We start from the raw sequence: 12,427 nt of genomic DNA on the forward strand, positions 1-12,427 counted from the left end.
CCGCTCGAGACAGGAGACTTCGGTGCTCACCAGAGCCCTCGGCCGGACGCCCTACTACGTCGTCGCCGGAGGACTGGCCGTCATCTTCCTCTTCCCGTTGCTGTGGAACGCCTGGGCCTCGGTCAGCGCACAGCCCGGCACCGCGCAGGAGACCGGCTACGGCCTCGGCAACTACCGCACGCTGCTCGACTACGACGCCGGCCTGTGGCGGTACCTCGGCAACAGCACCGTCGTCGCCGCGCTCACCGTCGCGCTGACCCTCGGTGTCTCCCTGCTCGGCGGCTACGCCTTCGCCCGCTTCGACTTCCCGGGCAAGAACCTGCTGTTCCTGCTGACCCTGGCCATCCTCATGGTCCCGTACGCCACGCTCCTGATCCCGCTCTACGTGCTGCTCGGCAGGCTCCACCTCCAGAACTCGCTGCTCGGGCTGAGCCTGGTGCTGGCCATGTTCCAACTGCCGTTCGCCACCTTCATGATGCGTATCTCCTTCGAGGCGGTGCCGCGCGAACTGGAGGAGTCGGCCCTGGTCGACGGATGCGGCACCGCGGGCGCGCTGCGCCGGGTACTCCTTCCGGCGGTGCGACCGGGGCTGATCACGGTGGGGCTGTTCGCCTTCCTCGCGGCCTGGAACGACTTCATCGCACCGCTGATCCTCATCTCGGACAGCGAGAAGGCACCTCTGCCGCTGGCCGTCGCGAACCTGCGCCAGCAGAGCATGGGCGCCGTGGACTACGGCGCCACCGAAGCCGGGGTGGTGGTGCTCGCCGTGCCCTGCCTGCTCCTCTTCCTGCTGCTCCAGCGGCACTACGTACGGGGCTTCATGGCGGGCGCGCTCAAGGGCTGAAGCCCTCGCACCCGCATGGAACCCTCGCACCTGCACGCAAGCCCATGCACCTGCACGGACGGCCTGACGGACCACCTGCACGGCCATACCTGACGGACCACCGAAGGGACGAACCGAAGGCATGAACTGGTGAGGGAGAACACGGCGCGGTCATCCTTTGTGCCGGTGGCGCCGACCCGGGGACGGCTGCGGCCGCTCGGCCTCGACGAGGTCCGGATCACCGGGGGTTTCTGGGCCCGGCGCCGGCAGACCAACGCGACCGCCACACTCGACCACTGCCGGGACTGGATGGAACGCGTCGGCTGGATCGGCAACTTCCGGGCCGCCGTGGAGGGCCGGATCCACCGGGACCGGCGGGGCCGGGAGTTCGCCGACTCCGACGTCTACAAGCTGCTGGAAGCCATGGCCTGGCAGGCCGGGCAGGCTCCCGGCGGTTCGCTCGACACGCAGGTCGCCGCACTCACCGAGGCCATCGCCCCCGCCCAGGAACCGGACGGCTACCTCAACACCGCCTTCGGCCGCCCCGGTCAGCAGCCCCGCTACAGCGACCTCGAATGGGGCCATGAGCTGTACTGCTACGGGCACCTGATCCAGGCGGGCGTCGCCCAGACCCGGGCCCGCGGCGAGGGTGAACTGGCGAAGATCGCCCGGCGGGCCGCCGACCACGTGTGCGCCACCTTCGGCCCGGGCGGCATCGAGGGCGTCTGCGGACACCCGGAGATCGAGACCGCCCTGGTCGAACTGGCCAGGGCGACGGGGGAGCAGCGCTACCTCGACCAGGCCGCGCTCTTCGTCGACCGCCGCGGGCACGGCACCCTCGCCGACCCCGAGTTCGGCCGCGTCTACTACCAGGACGACCTGCCCGTCCGTCAGGCCAGGGCGCTGCGGGGCCACGCCGTCCGCGCCCTCTACCTCGCGGCCGGCGCCGTCGACGTGGCGGTGGAGACCGAGGACGACGCCCTGCTCGACGCGGTCGTACGGCAGTGGGAGACGGCGGTCGCCCGGCGCACCTACCTGACCGGCGGCATGGGCTCGCACCACCGGGACGAGTCCTTCGGCGACGACTTCGTGCTGCCGCCGGACCGCGCCTACTCGGAGACCTGCGCCGGGGTGGCCTCCGTGATGCTCAGCTGGCGCCTGCTGCTCGCCACCGGGGAGCCGCGCTACGCCGACCTGGCGGAGCGGACCCTGTTCAACGTGGTCGCGACCTCCCCGTCCGAGGACGGCCGAGCCTTCTTCTACGCCAACACCCTGCACCGGCGCCGCCGCGGCACCGTACCGGCTCCGGACGCCGACAGCCCACGCGCCGAATCGAGCCTGCGCGCCCCCTGGTTCGCGGTGTCCTGCTGCCCGACCAACGTGTCTCGGACCCTGGCACTGCTGCCCGGCTACCTGGCGACGGCGGACGACCACGGCATCCAGCTGCACCAGTACGCCGACGCCGAGATCGCCACCTCCCTCGCGGGCGGCCACGGCGTCGCGCTGCGCGTCCGTACCGACTACCCCACCGGTGGGAGCGTGAGCGTAAGGATCGACCGGTCGCCGGACCACCCCTGGACGCTGTCGCTTCGCGTCCCCGCGTGGACCGAGGGTTCCCCCGCCTGGCTGCTCGACCCGGACGGCGCGCGCCGAGCCGTGGCACCCGGCACGGCCACGGTCACCCGGCTGTTCCGGCCCGGTGACGAGGTACGGCTCGCACTGCCCGTGATCCCGCGCTGGATCGCGCCCGACCCGCGCATCGACGCGGTGCGCGGCACCGCCGCCGTCCAGCGCGGCCCGCTGGTGTACTGCGCCGAGTCCGTGGACCTGCCGGACGGACAGGAGGTCGACGCGGTACGAGTGGATCCGTCCGCCGAGCCGCAGGACGGGCCGGACGACACGGTCCTGGCGCCCGGTGAACTCGTCGCCCCGCGAGACGAGCCCCGCGCCGCCACCTGGCCGTACCAGCCACTCGGCCAGGCCCCCGCTCCCACCGCCGAGCGCACCGGCATCGTCCTGGTGCCGTACCACTCCTGGGCGCGCCGAGGTCCCTCGACGATGCGCGTATGGCTGCCGACCACGACGGAACCGCCGACCGCGCGCCCCGGGGAGTAGGTGTGCACCGGTGCGCGACCGGCAGCGCACATGCGGCCGCGCGACGCCCGTCCAATACGTTCCACCCCCACGCGTGTCCGTCCCACCCCCCCACACACACAAACGGAGCCCAGCATGTCCCAACCCCCCACTCGCCGCCATCTGTTGAGGCTGGCCGCAGGGACCGCGGCCGCCGCCCCGCTGCTGTACCCGATTCCGGCGGCAGCCCGTACCGCCTCCACCTCTTCCACCGCCACGCCGCTCGCCGGGACTCCGGCACACGTCCCGTCCACCGCTGCCCCGGCAGCCGTCCCGGCGACCTGGGCGGTACATCCCTTCCCGCTGGACCAGGTGACCCTCGGCGACGGCGTCTTCCGCCGCAAGCGCGATCTGATGCTCGACTACGCCAGGGCCTACCCCGCTGACCGCATCCTGGCCGTCTTCCGGGCCAACGCCGGGCTCGACACCCGAGGGGCCCGGCCACCCGGCGGCTGGGAGACCGCCGACGGCAATCTGCGCGGCCACTACGGCGGCCACTTCCTCACCCTCGTCTCCCAGGCGTACGCCGACACGCGCGAGGCGGCGCTGAAGACCAAGCTCGACCAGCTGGTGGCCGCGCTCGGCGAGTGCCAGCAGGCCCTGGCCGAGCACGGCTCGCCGAAACCGAGCCACCCCGGCTATCTGGCGGCGTACCCGGAGACGCAGTTCATCCTGCTGGAGAGCTACACGACCTACCCCACCATCTGGGCGCCGTACTACACCTGCCACAAGATCATGCGCGGTCTCCTCGACGCGTACACCCTGGCCGGGAACGCACAGGCCCTCGCCATCGCCTCGAAGATGGGCGACTGGGTGCACAGCAGGCTCGGCCGGCTGCCGAAGGCGCAGCTGGAGCGCATGTGGTCGATCTACATCGCCGGTGAGTACGGCGGGATGAACGAGGTGCTGGCGGACCTCCACGCCCTCACCGGACGGGCGGAGCACCTCGCCGCCGCCCGCTGCTTCGACAACACCTCGCTGCTGGAGGCCTGCGCCGGCGACCGGGACATCCTGGAGGGCCGGCACGCCAACCAGCACATTCCCCAGTTCACCGGCTATGTGCGGTTGTTCGACCACACGGGGGACGAGAAGTACGCGGCCGCGGCCCGCAACTTCTGGCACATGGTGGCGGGACCGCGGACGTACAGCCTGGGCGGCACGGGTCAGGGCGAGATGTTCCGGGCCCGGAACGCCATCGCGGCCACCCTGGGCGACAACAACGCCGAGACCTGCGCCACGTACAACATGCTCAAACTGAGCAGGCAGTTGTTCTTCCACGAGCCGGACCCCGCCTACATGGACCACTACGAGCGGGGCCTGACCAACCACATCCTCGCCTCGCGCCGGGACGCCGCGAGCACGGTCAGCCCGGAGGTCACCTACTTCGTCGGCATGGGTCCGGGGGTGGTGCGCGAGTACGACAACACCGGCACCTGCTGCGGCGGCACCGGCATGGAGAACCACACCAAGTACCAGGACTCGGTCTACTTCCGCTCCGCCGACGGCAACGCGGTGTACGTCAATCTCTACCTCGCCTCCACCCTGCGCCTTCCGGAGCGGGGGCTCGTCATCGAGCAGGCGAGCAGCTACCCGGCCGAGGGCGTGCGCACCCTGACGTTCCGTGAGGGCGGCGGCACACTCGACCTGAAGCTGCGGGTGCCGTCCTGGGCCACGGCGGGCTTCACGGTCGCGGTCAACGGCGTCCGGCAACAGGCTCAGGCGATGCCCGGCAGCTACCTCACCCTGAGCAGGAACTGGCGGCGCGGTGACCGGGTCACGGCCTCGGCCCCCTACCGCCTGCGCGTCGAAAGGGCGCTGGACGATCCCACCGTCCAGTCGCTGTTCCACGGGCCGGTCCTGCTGGTCGCGCGGAGCCGGGAAACGGCGTTCCGGCAGTTCTCCTTCTACCGTGACTTCACGCTCCGGGGCGACCTGGCCGACGCGGTCCGGCCCGAGGGGCGCCCCCAGCACTTCACCACACACGGCCTGACCCTGGCCCCGTTCCACATCGCGGACGACGCCGCCTACCACGCCTACTTCAGGCGTACCGAGCCGGTCGTCGTCTTCGGCGCCAGCGACTCGGGGGTGGCGAACCGCGCCCGCGGGGACGGCCTGACCTTCCTCGACGTCCTCTGGGAGCAGGCGCCGTTCGCGACCTCCGCCCGTTTCGTGGACGCGGTGCGCGCCGTGGCCGACGTCTGGCTGTCGGAGGGCCTCTTCACACGGTCCGAACGGGACCGGGTCGTCGCGGCCGCGGGCGCGGCGAACCTGCGCCGCTGAAGAAGGGGGCTGCCGCAGACTGGTAACAGCTGTTACCGTCGGCCTATGGCGAAGACACAGTTGGGTGCGCGCGTCGACGACGAGATCGCGGAGCTGGCCAGGGCCCGGGCCAAGGACCGTGGCCTGCCTCTCGGCGAGTACATCGCCGCCCTGGTCCGCGAGGACGCCGACGGGCTGCGTCAGCGCGGCCTGGACGCGGCACGACGCTTCCTGGACGAGCACCAGTCCGTCTTCGACGAGGCCGAGGACGCCGACCGGCACGTCCCGGGAGCGCACGCCGCCTGATGGAACTCCACATCGACGTCCCCTGGATCCTCCAGGTCGCGGAGATCGCCGGCGCGGCCGACCCCACCCCCGAGGACTACGGGGTGCCGGTGGCGGCGGTCGCCTGCCACCGCGCCGAGCTGCTCGAGCAGCCCGTCTACGACGGCCCCTACGCCCGCGCCGCCGCCCTGGTGCACGTCCTCGGCCGCTGCCGCTGGCTCGAGCGCTCCAACATGGCCGTCGCCGCGGCGACGGGCGTGATGTACCTGGACGCCTCCGGGATCCCGGTCAAGCCCACCCGCGAGGACGCGGTGGCCCTGCGCGACCTCCTGCGGGATCCCACCTGCACCGCCGGAAGGATCGCCGCGCTGCTGCGCGCCTGGCCGCGAGCCACCTGAACCCCGCACGGCTCACGGCCCACGACTTCACGGCTCTCGGCTTCACCGAACGTGCACACAACTGCACACGGCTCCACGTGAACTTAAAAGTTCAAGCGCTACGCTCGTCGGCAGTTCGAGTGGCCGAGGAAGCCCCCACGGCGCGCCGCTCGCTTCCCCCCATGCACAGGAGACGCGCGTGCGCGACGGCGACATAGTGGTGATCGGCGGAGGCTACGCGGGCGTCCGGCTGGCGAAACGACTGGACGCGACGGCCCGGGTCACCTTGGTGGACCGCAAAGAGGTGTTCTTCCACCGCATCGCCTCGCTCCGGGCCGGCGTGCGCCCGGAGTGGTCGGTCACCCCCTTCATTCCGTACGACCGGCTGCTGCGCGACGGCCGGGTGGTCGTGGGCAAGGCGGTCCGCATCGACACCGACGAACGGCAGGTCGTCCTGGCGACGGGCGAACGGCTTCCCTACGACGTCGTCGTGATCGCCACCGGCGCCGACTACCCCGAGCCGGCCCGCTTCACCGGCACCACCACCGAGGAGACGATCAAGTCCTTCGCCGGCCACCAGCGCAAGGTCGCCGCCGCCGAACACGTCCTCGTCGTCGGCGGTGGGCCCTCCGGCGTCGAGCTCAGCGCCGAGATCCGCCTGGCCCGGCCGGACGCCCGGGTCACCCTCGCCCACGCGGGGACGGCGCTGCTCAACTCCGCCGGCAGTGTGCGGGCCGGACGCCGAGCGCTGGCCTGGCTGGAGTCCCACGACGTGGAGGTGCGCCTCGACTCGTTCATGTCCCCCGGAAACGACTTCGGCACCTATCGCGACGCGCGCGGCAACGTCATCGACGCGGACCTCTCCTTCTGGGCGACGGGCACCACACCCAACACGCTCTGGCTGCGGCTGGCCGGACACGGTGACTGGCTGAACGCGGCCGGGCACATCAAGGTCGACCGGAGGCTCAGGGTCGCGGGGCACCCGGACGTGTTCGCGGTCGGCGACGTGAACGACGCCACCGAACTCAAGATCACCCCCGCCGCGCTGGCCCAGGCCGATCTCGCCGCGCACAACATCCGCGTCCACCTGAAGAGTTCCGGCAGGCATCGCAAGGAGCCCCGCTTCTACCGGCCGGTCCAACGCACCCCGCTCATCGTGCCCTTCGGCCCCGCCGACGGACTGACCGTGCTGCCCGTGCCGGGCGGCGAGAGCGCCGTACTGGGCGGACGCACCTCGGTGCTGGCGAAGGCGAAGACCCTTATGACCCCGTACATGAGGCGCCAACTCGGCTACAGCGCCGGCTGAACCACCCGCCCCGGGCCGCCGCGGTCGCCGGCCGTCGTCGGCCACATGTCGGTCACATGTCGGTCACCCTCGGGAAACCGCTTACCGGTGTCGACTCGCCGCACGGAGCTGCCGATTTGGCCGAAACGGCATGCCGGGCGACGGCAAGCGCTCTCAACTTCCCTGCCTGGAAAGAAAGTTCGCCTACGTTGGTGCCCTGATCATCTACGTAGCCGTGCAGGAGGCTTTTGCCGTGTCGGATTCCACCTCCCAGACCACCGCGACCGCCGGGGGACCCGGCCGGATCGACACGTCCAAGCCGCACTCGGCCCGGTTCTGGAACTACTTCGTCGGCGGCAAGGACAACTACGAGGTCGACCGGGAGATCGGCGACCACATCAAGGAGATCTTCCCCGGCCTCGTCGACGTGGCGGTCACCAGCCGGCACTTCCTGGGGCGTGCGGTGCGCTATCTCGCCGACGAGCAGGGCATCCGCCAGTTCCTGGACGTGGGCACCGGTCTGCCCACCGCCGACAACACGCACCAGGTGGCACAGCGGGTGGCCCCGGACGCCAGGATCGTGTACGTCGACAACGACCCCGTCGTCCTGGCCCATGCGAACGCCCTGCTGACGAGCACGCCGGAAGGCAGGACCGCCTATCTGGACGCGGACCTGTACGACCCGGAAGCCGTGCTGGAAGCCGCCGCGGGGACGCTGGACCTCTCCCGGCCGGTCGCACTGATGATCCTCAACACGCTCGGCCACGTCGGCGACTACGAGCAGGCACGCGACCTGGTCCGGCGGCTCATGGCGGGTCTCCCCTCGGGCAGCCACCTGGTGATCAGCGACAGCACGGCCACCAGCGAGGGCATGATCGCCGCGTCGGAGGCGTACAACGCGAGCGGTGCCGTGCCGTACCACGTGCGCGCCATCGAGGAGATCGGCGGCTTCTTCGACGGGCTGGAACTGGTGGAGCCAGGGATCGTCCAGGTGACGAAGTGGCGTGCGCACCTCGATGATTCGGCCAACTTCGCCGCCGTCGACGCCTACTGCGGCGTGGGACGCAAGCCGTAGCAGTCCGGCCGGCCCCGGGGCATCGGCCCCGGATCACCGGGGCCGGGAGCCCGCCGGGGCCGCCTGTCCACCTCGCGCGTCGGCCCGGATACTGGGGGCATGGGATTCGCCGTCTTCATGACCCTGCCCGGGCTGGTCATCCTGCTGACCGCGGTGGCCTTCGCCGACCAGCTGCTTCTCCACGCCGGGCGGGCCGGACTGCTGCCCTGGCGCAACAGCGCCCGGCAGGGCCAGATATCGGCGACCGGGTTCGAACAGCTCCACGCGAGCTTCTCGCCGGGAAAGCAGAACGAGCTCAAGGAGCGCCGGTCGGCGCTGGTGATGCGGGACGACGAGGAGGACGGCGCGCCCCCGAACCGGACGACGGTGGACCTGGACGGCGGAGTCGCGGTCGTCCGGTTGCCCCAGGCCGACCGCTAGCCGTACGGCCCGGCTCACGACCGACCGCGAGCGTCCGGCTCCCGCGGACAATCCCGCAGCTCAGCCGCTGTGCCGGTCCCTGGAGAGCAGCCACCGCCACCGTTGGCGTTCCGTGACGAGGGTGATGGCCACCAGGAGAGACACGAGGACTGCCGCGTAGGTGGGCCATACCCACCATGCGGAGATCGCGGCAGCGGCGAGTTGGAGCAGCACGAGCAGGATCGTGACCGTGCCCGAGACAGGGATGATCACCTGTGTCTTGTCCCCCGGGGTCGAGAAGACGGTCGGCAGGCCGATCAGTACCACCACGGCCAGGACGGCGTACAGCCACGAGTACGTGGACAAGGCCCACGGGGTGGCCACCCAGGCGACGAGTTCCGAGGCGAAGCGCAGGACGGATGCGATGCGGTCGTCCGGTCTTTCCATGTAAGCCCCCAGGCTGTGCCGACCACCAGCGGGAGATCCTACGACGCGCACTGTCGTACCGGGACGACTCCGGGAGCCGCTGGGTCACCGCCACCGGTGAGGCGCCCGTCCACGTCGGCCGTTCCGCCGCCGACATCGAGCTCGCCGGCACCGTCAAGGTCGAACAGCTCCGGTAGCTCCGGTAGCTCCGGTAGTTCCGGTCGAGAACGCCGGTCACCGGCCACCGCGGGAGCGGGCGCAGGTCCTCGACGACCTGGTGCCGGCCGGCCCGACCGGGGATCGGTGACCCGCGGCCCGACGTGCCGGGGCGCGGGTGCGGCGCAATCCTTGTGGTGGCGGACGCGGTCCGGCCGGAACGTCGGAGCAGGCCGAAAGGATCACCATGCGCCGCTATCCCCCCATCGCGGACCACGGGCTGGTCGGAGACCTCCAGACGGCCGCCCTCATCTCGTCCGACGGAGTGGTCGACTGGTTCTGCGCCCCCCGCTTCGATTCGCCGAGTCTCTTCGCCGCGCTGCTGGACCACGAGCGGGGCGGTCACTTCGCCGTCACGGTCGACGGGGCGGACGTCACCACCCGCCAGCTGTACCTGGCCGACACCGCCGTCCTGATCACCCGCTTCCTCACCCCCGACGGGGTCGGCGAGGTCGTCGACTTCATGCCGGTCGAGCGTCCGGAGACCGCGACCGACCGGCACCGGCTGGTCCGGGTCATGCGGGTGACGCGCGGCCGGGTCCGTTTCGCGCTGGCCTGCCGCCCGCGCTTCGACTACGGCCGCGCCGTCCACCGCCTCGACCTGCGCCCGGACAGCGCACACTTCTCGGGCCCGGGCACCGACGCGTTCCTGCGGAGCGCGGGGCCGGTGACCCTGGAGCGGGACGGCGAGGACGTCCGGGGCGCCGTCGAGCTGGGCCACGGTGGGCGGGCCGCCGTCGTCCTGACCGTGTGCGCGACGGGAGCCGACCCGCCCGCCCCACCGACCGTCGAGAGCCTGCGGGCGGACTTCGACGGCACCCGGGGCTTCTGGTACCGCTGGCTCAGCCGCAGCCACTACCGGGGGCGCTGGCAGGACATGGTGAACCGGTCCGCGATCACCCTGAAGCTGCTCACCTACGCCCCCACCGGCGCCCCCGTCGCGGCGGCGACGACCGGCCTGCCCGAACAGCCCGGCGGAGAACGCAACTGGGACTACCGCTACACCTGGGTGCGGGACGCCTCCCTCTCGATGCAGGCCCTGCTCGGCCTGGGCTTCACCGACGAGGCTCTCGCCTTCCGGCACTGGCTCGGGGAGCGCGTGCGCGACGGCCGCACGGTCACCGGCGAACCCCTCCAGATCATGTACCGGATCGACGGCGACCCCCACCTCGCCGAGGAGACCCTCGACCACTTCGAGGGCTACCGCGGTTCGGCCCCCGTCCGTGTCGGCAACGGCGCCGCCGACCAGCTCCAGCTCGACATCTACGGCGAGGCGGTGCACGCCCTCACCCGCACCGACGACCTCGTCCACGGCGCGGGCTACGACGGGTGGCTGGGCCTGGCCGGGCTGCTGGACTGGCTCAAGGAGAACTGGGACCGCCCCGACGAGGGCATCTGGGAGACCCGTGGCGGCCGGCAGGACTTCACCTACAGCCGCCTGATGTGCTGGACGGCCTTCGACCGCGGCATCCGCCTCGCGAGGGACTTCGCCCGCCCCGCCGACCTGACCGGCTGGACCGCCGCCCGTGACGCCATCCTGCGCCAGGTGATGGAACGCGGCTGGAGCCGGCGGCGCGAGGCGTTCGTCCAGCACTACGGCAGCGAGGTCCTGGACGCCTCCCTCCTGCTGATGCCGGCGGTCGGCTTCATCACGCCGCGCGATCCGCGCTGGCTGTCCACCCTCGACGCCATGGAGCGGGAACTCGTCTCCGACAGCCTGGTCTACCGCTACGACCCGGCCGCCTCGCCCGACGGCCTGCGCGGCAGCGAGGGCACCTTCTCGCTGTGCAGCTTCCTGTACGTCGACGCCCTCGCCCGAGCGGGCCGCGTCGACCAGGCCCGGTACGCCTTCGACAAGATGCTCACCTACGCCAACCACGTCGGCCTCTTCGCCGAGGAGATCGGTCCCACCGGCGAACAACTCGGCAACTTCCCGCAGGCGTTCACCCACCTCGCCCTGATCGGTTCCGCCCTTGCCCTCGACGAGGAACTGGCGCGGGCGCAGCGCTGAGCCGCCGTCGCGGAGGCACTCCCCGGTGAAGGCGCTCGCAGGGGAGCCCTCAGTCGGTTCCGGGTTGGACGATCTTGAAGAAGAGGCGGGCGCCGGCGCGCTGTGCGGACCGGCGCAGGCGCACCGGGAGCGGACGGGCGGCCACCGGCGCGGGGGCGGTGCCGGCCAGCCGGGGGAACAGCGCCTCCGCGTTGGCGCGGTTGACGGCCGCGCGGGTGCCGGAGTCGACGCCGCTGTCGAGGCCGTTGGCGAAGTACTGGCCGGCGGGCATCGGCGCGAAGGGTCAGTCGCTGCCGAACAGGACGTGTCCGGGGCGGGCGAAGGCGAGCAGAGTGGGCAGGGCGGCGGGGCTGGAGGACAGCGCGGTGTCGTAGTGGAAGCCGCGCAGGTCGTCGAGGATGTCGAGAGGGCTGCGTCCGATGTCGGCTGCGATGGCGACGGCCATGCGGTGGGAGGCGTAGGGCACGAAACCGCCGGCGTGGCTGAGGACGAACCGGATGTTCGGGTGGCGGCGCGGGACGCCGTTGCGTACGAGGAGGTAGGCGGCGCGGGTGGCGTCCAGGAGGAAGTCGGCGGCGAACGGCGGGATGCCGTCGACGGCGGGGGCCGGGAGATCGGCGGGGTGGACGAACACGACGGCACCGTGCTCGTCGAGGACCCGCCACAGCGCGTCCTGGCCGCCGGCGCCCAGGTAGCTGCCCCGGTTGTTGGCGAGCAGGGTCACCCCGTCCGCGCCGAGCCCGGTCAGGGCGCGCCCGGCCTCCACCGCCGACGCGTGGACGTCGGGCATGGGCAGCGTGGCGAACCAGCCGAACCGGCCCGGGGTGTGCGGCGGGAAGAGCGGCGGAGAAGTCGTTGAGGCGCCGGGCCAGGCCCGCGGCCTCGCCGGGGTCGGTGAGGAAACCCGCCCCGGGAGTGGAGACGGAGAGGATCGCCGTTTCGGTGCCCAGCAGATCCATCAGCTCCAGCGCCGCCTCGGGACTCCAGTCGGGCAGCGCGCGGCCGCCCGCTTCGGCGATACCCGCCCTGGCGAGGACGTCCCGGTAGAGCGACGGGACGAGGTGCTGGTGGACGTCGATCCTCCGCCTCGGCGCGCGCTCCCTCGCCCGCCCGGAGAAGACCGTCCCGGCTCTCAGCG

Annotated in this window: 10 protein-coding genes and 1 pseudogene; 9 read left to right on the top strand and 2 right to left on the bottom strand. The window is 71.9% G+C overall.

Annotation, left to right across the window (positions count from 1 at the left end; genetic code table 11):
• Positions 1 to 22: 22 nt before the first annotated feature.
• The 8 genes from G9272_RS41770 (at position 23) to G9272_RS41805 (ending at position 8,657) form a co-directional block, all read left to right on the top strand.
• A complete protein-coding gene (locus G9272_RS41770) occupies positions 23 to 844 on the top strand; it encodes a carbohydrate ABC transporter permease (protein ID WP_171401403.1) in 822 nt (273 codons plus the stop codon).
• A 159-nt stretch (positions 845 to 1,003) separates the two neighbouring features.
• Positions 1,004 to 2,938 (top strand): glycoside hydrolase family 127 protein, encoded by a 1,935-nt coding sequence (locus tag G9272_RS41775; RefSeq protein ID WP_253268284.1) that lies wholly within the window; start codon positions 1,004 to 1,006, stop codon positions 2,936 to 2,938.
• A gap of 114 nt (positions 2,939 to 3,052) precedes the next feature.
• Positions 3,053 to 5,236, top strand: coding sequence for a beta-L-arabinofuranosidase domain-containing protein (locus G9272_RS41780; protein ID WP_171401405.1), 2,184 nt, complete (start codon positions 3,053 to 3,055; stop codon positions 5,234 to 5,236).
• A 45-nt stretch (positions 5,237 to 5,281) separates the two neighbouring features.
• Positions 5,282 to 5,521 (top strand): hypothetical protein, encoded by a 240-nt coding sequence (locus G9272_RS41785; protein ID WP_171401406.1) that lies wholly within the window; start codon positions 5,282 to 5,284, stop codon positions 5,519 to 5,521.
• Entirely contained in the window at positions 5,521 to 5,898 is a 378-nt protein-coding gene (locus G9272_RS41790; RefSeq protein WP_171401407.1) for a fic family toxin-antitoxin system, toxin component, read from the top strand. The genes G9272_RS41785 and G9272_RS41790 overlap by 1 nt, the downstream gene beginning before the upstream one ends.
• Before the next feature lie 178 nt (positions 5,899 to 6,076).
• Complete coding sequence (locus G9272_RS41795) at positions 6,077 to 7,183, top strand: NAD(P)/FAD-dependent oxidoreductase (protein WP_171401408.1); 1,107 nt, start codon at positions 6,077 to 6,079, stop codon at positions 7,181 to 7,183.
• Positions 7,184 to 7,415: 232 nt separating this feature from the next.
• Positions 7,416 to 8,237 (top strand): SAM-dependent methyltransferase, encoded by an 822-nt coding sequence (locus G9272_RS41800; RefSeq protein ID WP_171401409.1) that lies wholly within the window; start codon positions 7,416 to 7,418, stop codon positions 8,235 to 8,237.
• A gap of 99 nt (positions 8,238 to 8,336) precedes the next feature.
• On the top strand, positions 8,337 to 8,657 hold the full coding sequence (locus G9272_RS41805; RefSeq protein ID WP_171401410.1) for a DUF6191 domain-containing protein: 321 nt from the start codon (positions 8,337 to 8,339) through the stop codon (positions 8,655 to 8,657).
• Between the two features lie 60 nt (positions 8,658 to 8,717).
• Here G9272_RS41805 and G9272_RS41810 read toward each other — a convergent pair whose 3' ends face one another.
• A complete protein-coding gene (locus tag G9272_RS41810) occupies positions 8,718 to 9,083 on the bottom strand; it encodes a hypothetical protein (RefSeq protein WP_171401411.1) in 366 nt (121 codons plus the stop codon).
• A gap of 382 nt (positions 9,084 to 9,465) precedes the next feature.
• Between G9272_RS41810 and G9272_RS41815 the strand changes: the two genes are divergently transcribed.
• Positions 9,466 to 11,289, top strand: coding sequence for a glycoside hydrolase family 15 protein (locus tag G9272_RS41815; protein ID WP_171401412.1), 1,824 nt, complete (start codon positions 9,466 to 9,468; stop codon positions 11,287 to 11,289).
• A 49-nt stretch (positions 11,290 to 11,338) separates the two neighbouring features.
• Here the strand turns inward: G9272_RS41815 and G9272_RS41820 are convergent.
• Positions 11,339 to 12,368: pseudogene (locus G9272_RS41820) on the bottom strand (amidohydrolase family protein).
• Positions 12,369 to 12,427 lie beyond the last annotated feature (59 nt).

Origin of the sequence: Streptomyces asoensis (assembly GCF_013085465.1) — a bacterium.
GTDB lineage: Bacteria > Actinomycetota > Actinomycetes > Streptomycetales > Streptomycetaceae > Streptomyces > Streptomyces cacaoi_A.

What these genes read in the sequence shown, in the direction of transcription:
- G9272_RS41790 (WP_171401407.1), top strand. Translation starts at nt 5,521, where the DNA reads ATGGAACTCCACATCGACGTCCCCTGGATCCTCCAGGTCGCGGAGATC.
- G9272_RS41780 (WP_171401405.1), top strand. Translation starts at nt 3,053, where the DNA reads ATGTCCCAACCCCCCACTCGCCGCCATCTGTTGAGGCTGGCCGCAGGG.
- G9272_RS41815 (WP_171401412.1), top strand. Translation starts at nt 9,466, where the DNA reads ATGCGCCGCTATCCCCCCATCGCGGACCACGGGCTGGTCGGAGACCTC.
- G9272_RS41805 (WP_171401410.1), top strand. Translation starts at nt 8,337, where the DNA reads ATGGGATTCGCCGTCTTCATGACCCTGCCCGGGCTGGTCATCCTGCTG.
- G9272_RS41785 (WP_171401406.1), top strand. Translation starts at nt 5,282, where the DNA reads ATGGCGAAGACACAGTTGGGTGCGCGCGTCGACGACGAGATCGCGGAG.
- G9272_RS41810 (WP_171401411.1), bottom strand. Translation starts at nt 9,083, where the DNA reads ATGGAAAGACCGGACGACCGCATCGCATCCGTCCTGCGCTTCGCCTCG.